16 protein-coding genes are annotated in these 15,830 nt (G+C 73.2%); 4 read left to right on the forward strand and 12 right to left on the reverse strand.

Going from position 1 to position 15,830, the window contains the following annotated elements:
- Positions 1 to 235 precede the first annotated feature (235 nt).
- The gene (locus tag TR49_RS27485; protein ID WP_042386552.1) at positions 236 to 859 is read left to right on the forward strand and encodes a methyltransferase family protein; all 624 of its coding nucleotides are present in this window, start codon (positions 236 to 238) and stop codon (positions 857 to 859) included.
- Between the two features lie 48 nt (positions 860 to 907).
- Here TR49_RS27485 and TR49_RS27490 read toward each other — a convergent pair whose 3' ends face one another.
- The 4 genes from TR49_RS27490 to TR49_RS27505 form a co-directional block, all read right to left on the reverse strand.
- Positions 908 to 1,156, reverse strand: coding sequence for an SCO4226 family nickel-binding protein (locus tag TR49_RS27490; RefSeq protein WP_042386553.1), 249 nt, complete (start codon positions 1,154 to 1,156; stop codon positions 908 to 910).
- A gap of 114 nt (positions 1,157 to 1,270) precedes the next feature.
- A complete protein-coding gene (locus tag TR49_RS27495; protein WP_042386554.1) occupies positions 1,271 to 1,543 on the reverse strand; it encodes a hypothetical protein in 273 nt (90 codons plus the stop codon).
- Positions 1,544 to 1,642: 99 nt separating this feature from the next.
- Positions 1,643 to 2,575: a polysaccharide lyase gene (locus TR49_RS27500; protein WP_201776232.1), complete on the reverse strand. Its 933-nt coding sequence runs from the start codon at positions 2,573 to 2,575 to the stop codon at positions 1,643 to 1,645.
- 66 nt (positions 2,576 to 2,641) lie between these two features.
- A complete protein-coding gene (locus tag TR49_RS27505; RefSeq protein WP_042386555.1) occupies positions 2,642 to 3,463 on the reverse strand; it encodes an NAD-dependent epimerase/dehydratase family protein in 822 nt (273 codons plus the stop codon).
- A gap of 224 nt (positions 3,464 to 3,687) precedes the next feature.
- Between TR49_RS27505 and TR49_RS27510 the strand changes: the two genes are divergently transcribed.
- Both TR49_RS27510 and TR49_RS27515 read left to right on the forward strand, forming a co-directional pair.
- Entirely contained in the window at positions 3,688 to 4,620 is a 933-nt protein-coding gene (locus TR49_RS27510) for a 5-dehydro-4-deoxyglucarate dehydratase (protein ID WP_042386556.1), read from the forward strand.
- Positions 4,617 to 5,762 (forward strand): hypothetical protein, encoded by a 1,146-nt coding sequence (locus TR49_RS27515; RefSeq protein ID WP_042386557.1) that lies wholly within the window; start codon positions 4,617 to 4,619, stop codon positions 5,760 to 5,762. Before TR49_RS27510 ends, TR49_RS27515 begins: the two co-directional genes overlap by 4 nt.
- An 18-nt stretch (positions 5,763 to 5,780) precedes the next feature.
- Here TR49_RS27515 and TR49_RS27520 read toward each other — a convergent pair whose 3' ends face one another.
- The 7 genes from TR49_RS27520 to TR49_RS27550 all read right to left on the reverse strand — a co-directional run bounded on the left by TR49_RS27520 (position 5,781) and on the right by TR49_RS27550 (position 13,151).
- Positions 5,781 to 6,563: an IclR family transcriptional regulator gene (locus TR49_RS27520; protein ID WP_042386558.1), complete on the reverse strand. Its 783-nt coding sequence runs from the start codon at positions 6,561 to 6,563 to the stop codon at positions 5,781 to 5,783.
- Positions 6,564 to 6,679: 116 nt separating this feature from the next.
- The gene (locus TR49_RS27525) at positions 6,680 to 7,669 is read right to left on the reverse strand and encodes an ABC-2 membrane transporter-related protein (protein WP_042386559.1); all 990 of its coding nucleotides are present in this window, start codon (positions 7,667 to 7,669) and stop codon (positions 6,680 to 6,682) included.
- Positions 7,666 to 8,595, reverse strand: coding sequence for an ABC transporter ATP-binding protein (locus TR49_RS27530; protein WP_236653559.1), 930 nt, complete (start codon positions 8,593 to 8,595; stop codon positions 7,666 to 7,668). The genes TR49_RS27525 and TR49_RS27530 overlap by 4 nt, the downstream gene beginning before the upstream one ends.
- A complete protein-coding gene (locus TR49_RS27535; protein ID WP_042386561.1) occupies positions 8,592 to 9,023 on the reverse strand; it encodes a GntR family transcriptional regulator in 432 nt (143 codons plus the stop codon). Before TR49_RS27535 ends, TR49_RS27530 begins: the two co-directional genes overlap by 4 nt.
- A 96-nt stretch (positions 9,024 to 9,119) precedes the next feature.
- Positions 9,120 to 10,157, reverse strand: a complete 1,038-nt coding sequence (locus tag TR49_RS27540) for a serine/threonine-protein kinase (protein WP_042386562.1) — start codon at positions 10,155 to 10,157, stop codon at positions 9,120 to 9,122.
- The gene (locus tag TR49_RS27545) at positions 10,157 to 10,756 is read right to left on the reverse strand and encodes a hypothetical protein (RefSeq protein ID WP_063770189.1); all 600 of its coding nucleotides are present in this window, start codon (positions 10,754 to 10,756) and stop codon (positions 10,157 to 10,159) included. The genes TR49_RS27540 and TR49_RS27545 overlap by 1 nt, the downstream gene beginning before the upstream one ends.
- Positions 10,757 to 10,766: 10 nt before the next feature.
- On the reverse strand, positions 10,767 to 13,151 hold the full coding sequence (locus tag TR49_RS27550; protein ID WP_042386563.1) for an ABC transporter ATP-binding protein/permease: 2,385 nt from the start codon (positions 13,149 to 13,151) through the stop codon (positions 10,767 to 10,769).
- A 570-nt stretch (positions 13,152 to 13,721) separates the two neighbouring features.
- Between TR49_RS27550 and TR49_RS27555 the strand changes: the two genes are divergently transcribed.
- Positions 13,722 to 14,969, forward strand: a complete 1,248-nt coding sequence (locus TR49_RS27555; protein ID WP_042386564.1) for a hypothetical protein — start codon at positions 13,722 to 13,724, stop codon at positions 14,967 to 14,969.
- A 54-nt stretch (positions 14,970 to 15,023) separates the two neighbouring features.
- Here TR49_RS27555 and TR49_RS27560 read toward each other — a convergent pair whose 3' ends face one another.
- Complete coding sequence (locus TR49_RS27560) at positions 15,024 to 15,482, reverse strand: DUF4442 domain-containing protein (protein ID WP_042386565.1); 459 nt, start codon at positions 15,480 to 15,482, stop codon at positions 15,024 to 15,026.
- Positions 15,483 to 15,830 lie beyond the last annotated feature (348 nt).

Raw genomic sequence — 15,830 nt, forward strand, 5'->3', positions numbered from 1 at the left:
GGGAACCGTCGTGGATGTCCACGCGGACGATCGACTGCACAACGGTTCGAAGCTGGACCATAGTTGCTGGATCGTGACCGGATCAACTGCGGCACCGAAATCTTCACAGAAGCGATCCACCCAAACCATCCCCAATCTCCCCATCTACCCCCTCACTAACGGATCCTGTGCCTCCACCCGGATCTCCACCCCAGGGTGGTGCCCCGGCGTCGCGGCCGGGGGAAGGCTTGGGTCCATGAGCGGAGTGCAGACCGTGGTGCAGGGCGTGGTGAACGGCTGCATCGTGGTGTTCGGAGTGACCTGGCTGCTGGGCGCCGCCTACTTCGGCCTGGTCGCGCACGGTTCCCGGGAGCGGGCGCGCAGTTGGCTGCGCGGGCTGCGGGCGTCGCTGCCGGCGCGGATCGCGCTGGCGGTCGGGATCGCGGTGCTGGTCGTGCTGACCGGTCCCGCTCACAGCCCCTTCTGGCGGCACCTGCACTACTGGAACCCGGTGCTCGGGATCGTCGGCGCCGTGCTGGCCGTCGCGTCGACCGCGCTGCTGGTCTGGGCGCGGCTGGTGCTCGGCGCGATGTGGGCGAGCGTCCCGCTCGTCCAGGAGGGCCACGAGCTGCGCACGAACGGTCCCTACGGATATGTGCGGCACCCCATCTACACGGGGTTCCTCGGGGTCGTGGCCGGCGCGACGCTCGCCTTCGGCTTCGGCGTCTGGGTCGCGGTCACCGCGGTCACCGTGCCCTGGCTGCTGCGCCGCGTCCGGATCGAGGACGGCCTGATGGCCGCGGAGTTCGGGGACCAGTACCGCGCCTACCGCCGACGCGTCCCCGCCCTGCTGCCGTTCCGCCGCCCGCAGGGACGTTGAAGCCCCCGGCTTGCGGCCGGGGGCGTGGCGGAACGTGCTCGGGCGCGGTCAGACGGTCAGCGAGACCGGGTGGATCTCGTCGGCGGCGTGTCCGGCGCGTTCGTGGATCCGCTTGACGGCGTCCATCGAGGGCGCCTCGGACAAGCAGTAGACCGTGCCCGATTCGGGGTCGGCCCAGGCCTGCTTGAAGTGGACGTGTTCCTCGGCCTCGATCGCGAGGTCGGCCTGGTGCGCCGCCGCCAGCTGGTCGGCGGTGATCCCGTTCATCCCGCGGTGAACGTCCATGAAAAGCGTCATGACGAGTGGCACCTCCTCGGTCCGGATGCTTCCAGGATGCTCCTCCGCCGCCGATGCGGCCCCCGGAGGCCCTGGAGGCCCCGGACCCCCCTGAGGCCCGGGACGTCAGGACCGTCAGGCGTCGGCGCCGTCGACGACGTCCAGCACGTCGACCATGCGCAGCAGCTTGGCCCGGACGCGGGCCCGGTGGGACTCGGCGACGGTGATCTCGACGATCGCCGGACCGGCCGACTCGGTCCGGACGGCCAGGGCCTGGACGGGGTGGACGCTCAGCACCGCCGCGAGGCGTCCGAGCAGGCGGCCGCCGGGGACGGCGGTCGCGATCAGGGTCGGCCCGGTCGCGACGCGAGCCGGGCGCGGGACGGGGGTTTCAAGGACCGTGCTCACGCGGCCAGGATGGCAGGACATCCAGCGCACGGGACGAAGCGTCTCAAAAAGTGAGCAGAGCGGGCATCGTGAGCACGGTCCCTCGGCTCCCGGCGCTGCTCAGTGCTGCACGGACCGGGAGAGCGAGAAGTCGGAGAAGTAGGTGTGCGAGGTCGCCTTCGGCCCCCAGGTGGTGTCGTGCCCACCGTAGAAGGTGGAGAAGAGCACCCCGCTGAACGGGATCGATCCGATGCCGGACGCCGCGCCGGTGAAGGAGGCGACCTGGCGGGCGTCGAACCAGACGGTGACGTCGCCGGTGGTGCGGTTCACCAACTGCTCGACGGTGTGCCACTTGCCGTCGGCGGGCCAGGTCCAGTCGCCGACGCCCAGGTCCACGCCGTAGCCGGTGGGGCCGGAGTCGGTCGGGGTGTAGAGGTAGACCTCGCCGTTGTTCGGCACGCCGTTCGCGCCGCGCCACATGTAGCGGGTGGACCAGCCGTCGCCGTGGTTGCCGCCGGACTCCTCGCCGATCTGGCCGCCGTACAGCCCGGGGAGCTTGCCCGCCTTGCCGAAGTCGTGGTGGGTGGGGAACCTGACGGCGTACCTGAGGTCCAGCGTCGCCGACGAGGCGAGGGCGGAGCCGCCGCCGAGCGAGGCGAGCCTGGTGTAGAACTGCGCGCCGCCGGGGTTCGGGCAGTCGGTGCAGGAGGGAGCGGAGGAGCCGGCTCCGTAGGTGACCTCGAGGGCGCTGTGGTCGCCGGGCGCGGAGGGGTCGGTGACCTCCTTGACGTCGCCCTCACCGAAGGAGCCGGTGGAGGTCCAGCCCCAGGCGGACTTCCAGTTGCTGGAGCCGTACCCGGTGAACTGCCCCGTCCAGGCCGCGGAAGCGTGGGGGGAGCGGACGGCCGCGGCGGTGGCGCTCGGGCCCGCCAGCGCTAAGCCGACGGCAGCGGCGGCTGTCAGCGCGCCGGCGATGGCGAGCGCGACCGGCGCCTTCGGGCGCCGGCCGTGGCGGCCGGATCGGCCCGGTCGGCCTTCGACGGTGGGGGACATCTGACTCCTTCTGTTACCGGTGATGAAGGGGTGGGGGTAGCGCGGAGGCCGGGGTCACCGGGCGGCTCACCCGTCGGCGGCGCCGCCCAGCCGGTCGGCGTCGAACGTGTGGAAGGTGAAGCAGCCGCCGAGATGGGCGAGGAGCGGGTCGTCAGGGCTCGGCTCGCCGTGCTCGGCGAGGACGGCCGCCGCGTGGACCTCGGCGTCGTCCTCCGGTGTGTAGCCGAGTTCGGCGGCCTCCTGGAGGGAGACCCAGCCGCCGCGGGTGTTGCCGGAGACGCCGTGCACGATCCGGTAGCCGGGGCTGGGCGCGGTCAGGCAGGCCTCCATCAGCCGCGCGCAGTCGTCGGGCGAGAGCCAGGTGGAGAGGGCGCGCGCGTCCGGGGGCTCCGGGGAGCAGGTGAGGATGCGGATGCAGACGACGTCGAGCCCGTAGCGGTGGTGATAGAGCGCGCCGAGGGCCTCGCCCGCGACCTTGGAGACCCCGTAGTAGGTGTCGGGCAGCGGCGGGGCCTCGGCGGTGAGCGGGTACTCGTCCGGGGTGTGGTAGCCGACGGCGTGGTTGGAGGAGGCGAAGACCACGCGCGGCACCCCCGCCCGCCGGGCGGCCTCGAAGACCGTCCAGGTGCCGTTGATGTTGACGTCGAGGATCTCCGCCCAGGGCGCCTCGATCGAGATGCCGCCGAGGTGGACGACGGCGTCGACGGCGTCGCAGGCCCGTGTCATGGCGTCGAGGTCGGTGACGGACACCTGGACCGCCTCCTCGCCCTCCCCCGGCGTCAGTTCGGCGACGTCCAGCAGCCGCAGGGTCCGTCCGGGGCGGGCCAGGCGGGGCCGCAGCAGGGTTCCGACGCCGCCCGCCGCGCCGGTGATCAGAATCCGGGACACGGAGTCTCCTCGTGATGTCGGCTCGTGGTGTCGACTCGTGTGCGGCTCATGCTCACAGAAGCCGGGGCTGTTCACAAGGGAGGCTTGTGTTCACATACACGAACGCGTGATCCTTGACCGCCCTCACGGCGCGACCTACGCTCGACGGTGTTCACATCCATGCACGCAATCCATGTACATGGCCGCCCAGGGAACGCGCATGGAAGCCGAGAGGGAACGCGCCCGTGACCGAGCACCCCGCCCCACCGCTCGCCCGCCGCCTCGACGGCCTGCTCTTCTTCCCCGTGACGGCGTTCGACGCGGCGGGCCGGTTCGACGCCGGGGCCTACCGGGCCCACCTCGACGCTCGCCTGGCGGAGGGCCCCGGCGCCGTCTTCGCCGCCTGCGGCACCGGCGAGTTCCCGGCGCTGGCGCCGGACGAGTACGCCGCCGTCCTCGACACCGCCGTCGCCGCCGCCGGCGGGCGCGTCCCCGTCGTCGGCGGCACCGGCTACGGCACCGCGCTCGCCCGCGCGTACGCCCGCGCCGCCGAGTCCTGCGGCGCCGACGCGCTGCTCGTGCTGCCGCCCGCCGGCGTCGACGCCGACCAGGCGGGGCTGCTGCGCCACTACACGGCGCTGGCCGAGTCCACCTCCCTGGACCTGATCCTCTACCAGCGCGACCAGTTGGCCTTCACCCCGGACACGGTCGCCCGGCTCGCCCAGATCCCCAACATCGTCGGCTTCAAGGACGGCCGCGGCGACCTCGACCTGATGCTGCGCATCGTCAGTGCGGTCCGCACGGCGGGGGTCGAGGACTTCCTCTTCTTCAACGGCATGCCCACCGCCGAAGCCACCCAGCAGGCCTACCGCGCCATCGGCGTCCCGCTCTACTCCTCCGCCGTCTTCTGCTTCGCCCCCGACCTCGCCCTCGCCTTCCACCGGGCGCTGGAGCAGGGCGACACGGCCACGCTGACCCTGCTCACCGACACCTTCCTGCGCCCCTACGTCGAACTGCGCCGGCTGCGGCCCGGCTATGCCGTGTCCCTCGTCAAGGCCGCGACGCGGGCGGCCGGCCACCCCGTGGGCGAGGTCCGCGCGCCGCTGTCGGAGCCGGACCCGGCGCACGTCGCCACGCTGCTCGCGCTGCTGGAGCGCACGCGCGAGGCGCTGGCATGACCCACGGGACGCCCGTCGGCGCGTACGTCTACCCCTGGGACGTGGACGGGGACCCGGCGGCGGCCGACCGGCTCGCCTCCCTCGGCTTCCGCCGCGCCTCCGTCGCGGCGGCCTACCACGCCGTGCGGGCCCTGACGCCGCGTCATCCGCGTCACAGGGTCGTGACGGCGCACCACTCGGCCGTCACCTACCCGCTCGACCCGGCCCGCTGGTCCGGTGCGGACCGCCTCCGCCCGGTCGAGGCCGCCTGGTCGCCCCGCTCCTTCGGCCCGGCCGTCACGGCGCTGAACGACGCCGGGGTCGAGGCCTACGCCTGGACGATCCTCGCGCACAACGACGGCCTCGGCCTGCGCCACCCCGAGGCGACCGTCGTCAACGCCTACGGCGACCGGTATCCGTGGGCCCTGTGCATCGCCCAGGAGCGGGTCCAGCACCACTGCGCCACGCTGGCCGCCGAAGCGGCGAGCCAACCCGGCCTTGCAGGCGTCGAGTTGGAGTCCTGCGGCTGGTACGGCTTCGACCACCTGCACGCCCACGACAAAACCGCCGGGGTCCCGCTGCCGTCGAGCGCGAAGCTCCTGTTCTCGCTCTGCTTCTGCCCCGCCTGCCAGGACGCCTATGCGCAGGCGGGCGCCGATCCCACCCGGCTGCGCGCGGACGTACGGGCCGCCCTGGACCCGGTCTTCGCCGGGGCGGCCGATGACGCCCGCCTGAGCGACGAGCAGAGCGACGCCGTCACCCGCATGCGTATCGGCGTCGCCACCCGCCTGCGGGAGCGCGCCGTCGGCGCGGTCCGGGCCGAACGGCCGGACCTGCCCGTCCTGTTGCACGCCCACCCCGACCCGCTCGCCTGCGGCGCCTCCCCCGGCCTCGCGCCGGACGCCGCCCACGACCCGGTGCTGCTCTGCGGCGTCCGCAGCGACGCCGCGTTGGACGCGGTGCGCGCCTACGCGGGACGCGGCGGCCGGATCGTCGCGACGGTGACGGCCGTGCAGGGGCTCGGCGGGGACCCTGCGGACCTCTCCGCCTGGTGCACCGACCTGGTCGACGCGGGCGCGACCGAACTGCGCTGCTACCACCCGGGGCTGGCCTCCGCCGCCGACCTGGACGCCATCCGGAAGGCGGTCGCGGCGCTGCGCTGAACCGCTACAGCTGAACCGCTACAGGTGCCGGGTCGCCAGCGCCAGCCGCTCGCGGGCCGTGAGCAGCGCGTCGCGGATCATCTGCTCCCGGCCGGGCGTCAGCCGGGCCACCGGGACGCTGCAGCTGACCGCGTCCCGGGAGGGCGTCCGGTAGGGGACGTCGACGGCGAAGCAGCACAGGCCGACCGTGTTCTCCTCGCGGTCCGTGGCGTAGCCGCGCTCGCGGACCTCGTGCAGCTCCTCCAGCAGCGCCGCACGGGTGGTCAGCGTGTGCTCGGTCAGCGGCTCCAGCCGTTCCGGGAGGAGCTTCTCCAGCTCCTCGTCGGTGTGCGTGGCCAGCAGCGCCTTGCCCAGTGACGTCGCGTACGCGGGCAGACGGCGGCCGACCCGGGTGAAGGGGCGCAGGTAGTGCTGGGACGCGCGGGTGGCCAGGTAGACGACGTCGGTGCCGTCGAGCCGCGCGAGGTGGATGGTCTCGGTGGTCTCGTCGGCGAGGCGGTCCAGGACCGGGCGGGTCGCCGCGACCACCTCGTCGCCGTCGATGTACGCGGTGCCGACGAGCAGCGCCCGCATGCCGATGCCGTAGCGGGTGCCGGTGACGTCCGTCTCGACCCAGCCGAGCTCGACCAGCGTGCGCAGCAGCATGTACGCGCTGCTCTTGGGGTAGCCCAGCGCCTCCTGCACCTCCGCGAGGCTGTGCAGCCCCGGTCGGCCGGCGAAGAACTCCAGGAGTTCGACGGTCCGCACGGCCGACTTGACGTTCCCGCCGGGGGCTGCGGCGGTGCTCGGCGGCTGCGCCATCGGGCGATCCTTCACGCTGCGCGTTCACACATCTGGACAGCGTTCAATATAGCCCGCGACCGACTGCGCGACATCCGGTCCGACGTCACCGGGTCGATCCCCCGCCGGGCCCATGCTCAGCGGGCGACGGCGCGCAGTCGGCGGTAGGCGAGGGCGACCAGCACGGCCGTCAGCGCGGCGAGGACGCCCGCCTCGATCCACAGGGTCGGGCCGAACTGCGAGGCCGCGTGGTAGACCGACCAGGTCGGCACGTTGTCGCAGTTCACGCGGGAGCAGGCGCTGTAGTGGAGGTGCCTGCCGTCGATCACGGGGCCGAAGTCGTACACCCAGGTACCGTCCGGCAGCCGGCCGTGGCCGGGAGCGGACACCACCGTCCGGAACGGGAGCAGGTACGGGCGCAGATGCTCGATCCCGTAGACCAGGGCCCCGTAGAGAGCGAGCGTGGCCCCGAGCGCCGCAAGCACCCGGTGCAGCAGCAGGCCGACGAGCGCGCCGAGGGCGAAGGCGGCGAGCACCAGCAGCGGATAGACGGGCGCCAAGGCCTCGGAGGCGTCGTCGAAGCTCCAGTCCTCCAGCGGCAGCGCGGGGTGCGACCAGAGAACGGCCCAGCGCAGGGTGAGGGACAGCAGGGTGCTCAGCACGAGCAGGGTCGCGGCCGGCAGTAGCAGCCGCTGGGTGAACCAGCGGCGCGGGGACACGGACTGGCTCCACAGCAGCTGGTGGCGCCCGTGCTCGAAGTCCGCGGCGAGCGGCTGCGCGGCGAGGACCGCGCCCAGCAGTCCCGGCAGGACCAGGGCGACCGTCGCCAGCCGGTGCACGTCACTCGCCGCCTGCATCACGGCCAGCCCGGACAGGCCGCACTTCGCACTGATGAAGCTCAGGCGATCCTGTGTGTCCGTGCTGCAGTCGAGGCCGCGGAACCGCGCGGTCGTCACGTCGAACTGGTGGTGCTGGTACAGCAGGTAGGCCAGCGCGGCGAGGTAGCCGAGCGTCACCACGAGCAGTGCCATCCGGCTCTGACGCCACGCCAGCCAGGTCGTGCCGCGCGGGCGGAGCCCGCGCTGGGCGGCGGGTGCCGGGCGGGTGGGCAGGACGACGGTGGTCACGCGGCGACCTCCAGCGGGGACGACGGGACGGTGGTGTTGAGCGAGGGCGCCTCGGGCGAGCGCAGGTAGGCCAGGAGCAGCTGCTCCAGGCTGGGCGGCTCGCTCCGCCAGCCCTCCGCGAGGGGCCCGTCCGGCCGCACGAGCGCGGTGACGCCGCGGCCGGTGTGGCGCACCTCGAGCACGGTGTGCGGTTCGAGCGGCAGGCCCTCTCGGCCGTCCAGCAGCAGGTGCGCGCCCAGGATCTCGTCGACGGGGCCGGCCAGCCGCACCTGTCCGCCGTCGACCAGGAGCAGGTGGTCGACGACGCCGTCGAGCTCGCTCAGGATGTGCGTCGAGATCACCACCGTGGTCCCGTGCTCGGCGGCCTGGCCCATCAGCGTGCCCATGAGCTGGTGACGGGAGAGGGGGTCGAGGTCGGACATCGGCTCGTCGAGCAGCAGCACGTCCGGTCGCTTGGCCAGGGCGAGGGCCAGCGCGACGCGGGTGCGCTGGCCGCCCGAGAGCTCGCCCACGCGGCTGGTGAGCGCAAGCCGTCCCTGTTCCACGATCTCGAGCGCCAACGCCTGGTCCCAGCGCGGGTTGAGCTCGCGGCCCAGGCGCAGCGTCTCGGCGACGGTCAGGCGGGGGTAGAGCGGCTTGTCCTGGGCGACGAAGCCGATCCGTGCCCGCAGCTCGGCGTCGAGACCCGGTCGCAGGCCGTGGACGCGCACCTCCCCCGCCGTCGGCTGCCGCAGGCCCGCGCCGAGCGTGAGCAGGGTGCTCTTGCCGGAGCCGTTCGGGCCGACCAGGCCGCAGACGGCTCCGGCGGGTATCGCGAAGTCGCAGTCGCGCAGCGCCCATCGGCGCCGGTAGCGCCTGCCGAGCCCGGTCGCGGTGAACGCCGCCTGCGGCGTCCCGTCGTCCCCCACCCGTTCCTCCCCGTTCAACTGGTCCCCTCCCTGCCGCCGCCGGCCGCTTCGGCCGGGGCGGACGTCCGTTGTTCGCGTGCGTCCAGGACGGCGGTCGTCAGCGCCGTCACGTCCTCGCGGTCCAGTCCCGCGGCGAAGGCCCGGTCCACCCAGGCGACGAGCTCGGCCCGCAGCGCGGCGTCACCGGTCGCGTCCGCGTTGCCGAGCGAGCGCCGCACGAAGGTGCCGAGCCCCGGTCGCGGCTCGACCAGCCCCTCCCGCTCGAGCTCGCGGTAGGCCTTGAGAACGGTGTTCGGGTTGATGGCGGTGGCCTCCACCACTTCCCGCGCGGTCGGGAGCTTGTCCCCCGGCTGCAGCAGGCCGAGCCGCAGCGCCTGCTTGGTCTGCTGGACGATCTGCTGGTAGGTGGCGACGCCGGAGCGCCGGTCGATCCGGTACTCGATCACCGCGGCATCACCCTTTCACTAATCTGTTAGTGGAATAGTGATGGAAGCCGGACGGTTCGTCAAACAGCCAGGTGGGGCCAGGTTCGATCGTCCGGATCAGTCGTCCGGTGCGTAGACGGGCCGGGCCCAGACCGGAGGGGAGGGCGGCGGGCCCGTGCGCTGGTCACGCCGCTCGTCGATGCCCGACCCGTGGCGGCGCGGTGCGGTGACCACCTGCGTGGGCGCGTGCCCCTCCGGGGCAGGTCCCACCGTGGCGCCCGCGGAGGCAGCCCGCAGGGCGGCGCCGAACTCGAGGCAGGTGTCGTACCGCTCCCCAGGCGCCTTGGCCAACGCGCGGGCCAGCACCGCGTCAACGGCCTCCGGAAGCTGCGGACGCAGCGCGGTGGCCAGCGGCGGGGCGTCGTACTGGTGCGCCCAGAGCAGCGCCAGGTCGTCCTCGCGGCGGAACGGCGGCGCGCCGGTGAGCATCTCGAAGGCGACGCAGGCGAGGCTGTAGACGTCGCAGCGGCCGTCCACCGGCTTGCCGGTGATCTGCTCCGGCGCCACGTAGTCGAGGGTGCCGACGAACTGTCCCACCGTGGTGAAGCCGCTGAGCGAGAGCGTCTTCTTGGTCAGGCCGAAGTCGGTGAGGTAGACGTGCTCGGGGTGGTCGGGATCGGTCCCCTCGGCGAGCAGGACGTTGCCGGGCTTGACGTCCCGGTGGACCAGCTCGTGCGCGTGGGCGGCGTCGAGAGCGGAGGCGACCTGCGTGGTGATCCGGACCGCCTGAGCGGGCGGCAGCATCCGGACCCGGTCCAGCAGCGCGGCGAGGTCGCGGCCCTGCACGTAGCGCATCGCGATGTAGAGCACGCCGTCGGACTCCCCGGCCTCGAAGACGGGGACGATGTTGGGGTGGTCGATCGCGGCGGCGACCCGCGACTCGTGCTCGAAGCGGCGGCGGAAGGTGTCGTCGAGCGCGAGCTGGGGCGCCAGCAGCTTGATCGCGACGGTCCGTTCCAGGCGCAGGTCGCGCGCCCGGTAGACCACGGCCATGCCGCCGCGCCCCAGCTCGTGTTCGAGCAGGTACCCGGCGATGCGGCGGCCGGTCAGGCCCGAGGGGGATCCGGCGAGCGGGTTGCCCGGGGAGGTGGACATCAGAACGTCCCACGGCGCGGCGGCTCGGCCACCGGCTCAGCCGATGCGGACGTCGCGGGATAGGAGCCCGCGCCGGAGCCCACATCGGACGCCTGGTCGGAGCCGGTCGGCGGCTCGGTGGTGGCCAGCGTGCGCAGCCGCAGGCCGTCGCAGTAGTACCAGCAGCCCTCGTCGAGGTCGAGCAGCCAGCCCGCCTCACCGTCCAGGACCGCGCCGAGCCGCAGACCGTGGGTGAGATGCCGGAAGGTCTCCAGGTCGATGGTTCCTTCGGCGAGGTCCTCGGCCGCCTCGCGGTACTGGGTGAGCGCGTGCTCCAGCCGCTGCAGGAGGGGCCGCGGATCGGCCGCGAAGCTGAGCGGCTGTCGGCCCCCCGACGGCGGACGCTGCGGCAGGGAGACGAGCATCCGCCCGTCGGCCCAGGCGGTCCAGCCGTTGGAACAGGCCACGCGGGCCCAGTCGCCGCGGACGTCGGTGACGCGAACCGGCAGCAGCGGGTCGAGCCGGGCGCTCGGTTCCGAGAAGTCGGGGTGCGCCCAGGTGGCCAGCCCGTCCGTCGGCGCCACGTGGGTGGGGTGGAAGTCGGCCGGTTCGTCGCCCATGGGCCCCTCGCTAACCCCGCATCACCACGGGCTCGTGGCGCCGCAGCAGCCGGGCGACGACGAAGGCGAAGACCACGGAGAGGACGACCAGCATGCCGACGTCCAGCAGCCAGGTGCCGGTGCGGTGCCGGAACAGCGGATCGCCGGTCAGCGTCCCGGGCACGACGCCGTGCAGGTCGATCGTGCCGGCCATCGCTCCGAGCGCCCAGCGCGAGGGGACCAGCCAGGAGAGCTGGTTGAGCACCGGAACGCCGTTCAGCTTCAGCAGCGCGCCGCAGAAGACGACCTGGACGATCGCGACGAGCACCAGCAGCGGCATGGTGACCTCCTCCTTGCGCACCAGCGCGGAGATCACCAGCCCGAGCATCATCGCGGTGAAGGACAGCATCGCGACGGTGATCGTGATCTCCAGCAGCGGCGGCATCAGCACCCCGCCCCCGCCGTGCGGGCGCAGCCGGACGCCGAAGAGGCCGACCAGGGTGAGCACGACCGCCTGCACCACGGTCACCGTCCCCAGCACCACGATCTTCGAGCACAGGTAGGCCGAACGGGACAGGCCGACGGCTCTTTCGCGCTGGTAGATGGTCCGTTCCTTGACCAGCTCGCGCACGGAGTTGGCGGCGCCGGTCAGCACGCCGCCGACGCAGAGGATCAGCAGCGCGTTGAGGGCGCTGTTCTGGTCGAGCTTGCTGCCCGCCAGCGCGTGGGCCATGGCGCCCATGACGAAGGGCAGCGCGATCATGATGATCAGGAAGGTCCGGTCGGCGGCCAGCGCGGCGCTGTAGCGGCGGACGAGCGTGCCCAGTTGGGAACCCCAACTCTGCGCGGGCGGGGGCGGCGGCGCGAGCTCGGCTTCGGGGCCTGCGGCCGTGCCCGTCGCCCCGGTCGCAGCGAGCGCGGCGCTCGCGAGGACGGGGCGGGCCATGGCCTGCGTGATGTAGCGGCTGTGGGGCGCCGATCCGCGGTACTCCCCCGCCCAGTCGCGGGACCGGTCCTCCTCGAACGCCTCGAAGGCGTCCGGCCAGGCCGGGAAGCCGAAGAAAGGCAGCGCCTCGTCGGGAGGCCCGTAGAAGGCGATCCGGCCGCCGGGGGCGAGCAGCAGCAGCCGGTCGCAGACGTCCAGGCTGAGCACGCTGTGGGTGACCACGACGACGGTGCGGCCGTCGTCGGCCAGGCGGCGCAGCATGTGCATCACTGAGCGGTCCATCCCGGGGTCCAGTCCGGAGGTCGGCTCGTCGAGGAAGAGCAGCGACGGCTTGGTCAGCAGCTCCAGGGCGACCGAGACGCGCTTGCGCTGGCCGCCGGAGAGGGAGGAGATGACCTGGTCGGCGCGCTGCTCCAGACCGAGTTCGGAGATCACCTCGGTGACCCGGGCGCGCCGCTCGGCCTTGCTGGTGTCTCCGGGGAAGCGGAGTTCGGCGGCGTAGCCGAGAGCCCGGCGGACGGTCAACTGGGTGTGCAGGATGTCGTCCTGCGGCACCAGCCCGATGCGCTGCCGCAGCTCCGCGTAGTCGCGGTAGAGGTCGCGTCCGTCGTAGCGGACGCTGCCCTCCTCGGCCGGGCGCAGCCCGGTGAGGGCGTTCAGCAGCGTCGACTTGCCCGCGCCGCTGGGCCCGGCGACGGCCAGCAGGCACTTCTCGCCGACCGGGAAGGTGACGCCGTCCAGCAGCGTCCGTCCGTCCCTGCCGCCGCCGACGCGGACGGTGATGTCCGTGACGTCGAGGCCGACGGCGCCGGTGTCGACGTACTCCTGCAGCTGGTCGCCGACGAGGCAGAAGAGCGAGTGCCCGATCCCGATCAGGTCGCTCGACCCGACCGGCGCGCGGGTGACGGGCTGCCCGTTGACGAAGGTGCCGTTGTGGCTGCCCAGGTCGACGATCTCGTAGGTGCCGGCGACGGGGTCGGCGAGCAGCTCGGCGTGGTGGCGGGAGACCACGAGGTCGTCCACGACCAGGTCGTTGTCCCCGCCGCGGCCGATCCGCAGCACCCGCTGCGGCAACGGCGCGATCCGGGTCGGCTGCCGGTAGGAGCCGGTGAGCACGGTCAGCGCGGAGGGCCGCCGGTTCACCGTCGTCGGCTGGGGCACGGCCGCGAGTTTGGCCCACACGCCGTCCACCGCGTCGCCGAAACGCATCACCGTCCCGGGGCTCAGATCCAGATGCCGGACGCGCTGACCGTCGGCGTAGGTGCCGTTGGTGCTGCCCTCGTCGTCGAGCATCCAGTGGCCGTCGGGTGCCGTGTGCAGCACCGCATGGTGCCAGGAGACCCGCGGATCGGCGAGCACCACGTCGCTGTCCGGATCCCGCCCGAGACGGTAGCTGTGGTCCGGGCTGATGAGCTGCGCTTCGCCGTCGATCTCCAGCAGGAGCTGCGGCGCTGCCGTGCGCTCTGCCATGGTTGGGATTTTAGACCTCCGCGACCGATGCCGCCCGGGGCGCGGTGGGCGCCGCCGAGGGGTCGGCCGAACCGGTGACCGGGCCCGCACGCCTGCGTGCGCCAGCACGGTGCGGGCGCCGCGACGGGTGTGGGCACGGGGGGCATGCAGACCCGGCGCGATGAACGAGTTCCTGGCCACCGCCCCGCAGGCCCGGGTCGCCCGCAACACGCTCGGCTGCCAGGTCTCGCTCAACGACCTCTGGGACCGCGAGCCGCGCGCGATGGAGCACGACGAGGTCCTCGTCAGATCTCCTGCCTCAGCGCCACCACGGCCACCCTGTGCACTCGCCGCGCTGCGGCCCCGCACCCTCGCGGTCATGCACGGCTCCTCCCTTCCGCGGCGACGGCTCGGCGGCGCTCAACGCGCTGGCGGACGCGATGGACCAGCGCTTCTCCCCCGAGTCGGCGTTCGCCACCCGCCAGGGTGCGCTCGGGCAGTCCCACCCCTGAGGCAACGACCTGAGCCTCCATCTGGTAGACCCGTCGCGGAAGGCTGCTCACGTCCCACCCGCGCAAGGAAGAACGCACCGTGCCTCTGTTCCGCCCTGTCCCGCCAGGCAACTGGTCCCTGTTCTTCTCCGCGTCCGCCGTGCTGGCGCGGGACGAGGAGGCCGACGAGACGGCCGAGCTGCTGCAGGCCACCTGGACCGCCTGGCGGGAGAGCGCGGCGGACGCCGACGGCGGCACGCGTGTCGAGCCCGGCCGGCGCCTCACCGCGCTGCGCACGGCGCGCCAGATCCTTCCCGACCTCCGCGACTTCCCGCAGGTGTTCGTCGACCCGCTCGACGCGGTGGAGCGACTCGCGTCCCTCGCCGCGCTCCTCGGCGAGGTGCGTGCCGCGATCTGGTCCGAGAAGCAGGAGGCCGCCCAGGCCCACGCCCTCCCCCTGCGCCAGGCCCAGGACCACTTCGGCGTCCACACCGCGGACGTCAGGACCGTCCGCGACGCCTGGGCGCCCGCCGTCGGTGCCGCCCTCCACCCCTGCCGCACCCACGACCTGACCACGCACATCCCCGGCTACCTCGACGACGCGAACCTCTTCCGATGCGCGGAGAGCATCGTGGACACGGCCAGGACCCTGCACCAAGCGGTGACCGAGACCGCCGCCGCCGTCGCCCTCCTCGATCTCGACGACATGGAGCGGAGACTGGCGGCCTACGACGTGGCCGAACAGCGGAGCCGGGAGGCGGCCGGGATCGAGGAGCACCCGTGGAAGCTGCTGCGGCGGCTGCGTCACCGTGTGGAGGGCTCGCTCGAACTCCTGGACGGCGGGTACGCCGACCAGGCCGTGACGGCCGGCGTGCGGCAGGAGCTGTGGGCGGTCGGCCTCGACCTGGAGGAGGCGGTCCTGCAGGCGCGCAGCGACGGAACCGAGCAGCGGTTCACCGCCTGCTCCGCCTACCAGGACGTCCTCGAAGCGCTTCAGGTGGCCGACATCACCCTGGACCGCCACTCGGTCCGGACGCCCGGCTGGCAGCCGGAACCCATGGACATCCGGTTCCCGGCCCGTGTGACGGAACTGCGCGGCAGCTACCTCGACCTGATCGACACTCATGTCGCCGACGGCACAGCGGCCATCGCGCGCGCCCAGGGCGGGCGGCTCGCCTCCGCCGACCGACGCCCGGAGGACGAACGGCTGCCCGGCGCCCTGCGGATCCTCCACGCGCGGCTCCAGATCGAGAACCGGCGCCAAGGAGCGATCTTCACCACCACGCGCATGGCGCTGGCCCAGGACCGGCTGCTGGAGACGGCCGCCCAGTTGGAGGCGCTGTTGTGACCGGAAACCCGAATGCCGGCCGTCAGGTCCACGGCCGGCGTCGGTGCGGTGTCGTCAGGCGGAGCGGTTGGGCTTCAGCGTCCAGGTGATGGTCATCTCGCCGGTGACCTCGCCGTCGGGACGACGGATGGTCACCTCGACGGGGAACTCCGGGCGCCGGCCGGCGTCCAGCTCGGCGACGACCTCCGCGGCCGGGCGGCCGAGCTCGGCGGTCGCGGTCACCTCGCCCATGGCCAGCTTTTTGTAGGCGATGCGCGCGTCGACGGCGAGCGGCACAGCGCGCGACAGCTGGTCACCGAAGGCCGCGAGCACGATCGCGCCGCTCGCGGACTCCGCGAGGGTGAACATCGCGCCCGCGTGCGGGCCGCCGACGTGGTTGTGGAACTCGGCCTGGTCGGGCATCCGCAGCACCGCGCGGTCGGCGGTGCACTCGTCGAAGGCGAGGTTGAGCGTGCGGACCATCGGCACGGTGGCGGGCAGCAGCTCGGCGATCGAGGGCATGGCTTGCGTCATGCGAGGGATATTACCCACGAGTAGCTAACTGCGCACGACCGGGTCGGTGCGGGGTTCCACACACGGTCACCCCCTCGGGGCAGCCCCGACCCGACGCCCGCCGCACAGGCGGAGAAGCCGGAACCCGGCCCCGGCGCGCAGCAGCGGCTACCCCGGCTTCGCCCTCCGGGGCCGCCTCCAGACCAGGCGGAGCCGGCCAGGCCGGAAGCTTGGGCCTGGGCCTCGTCACGTACGCCGCAGCAACCCGCTCCCCAAGCCCCGCAAGCCAACCGGACGAAGGCCGGGCCTGTGGCCTGGGCCTCGGCGTCGGGCGTTCACGACGCCGCCGCCACCCAACCCGCGCAAACG

It is taken from the genome of Streptacidiphilus melanogenes (genome assembly GCF_000787835.1).
Taxonomy (GTDB): domain Bacteria; phylum Actinomycetota; class Actinomycetes; order Streptomycetales; family Streptomycetaceae; genus Streptacidiphilus; species Streptacidiphilus melanogenes.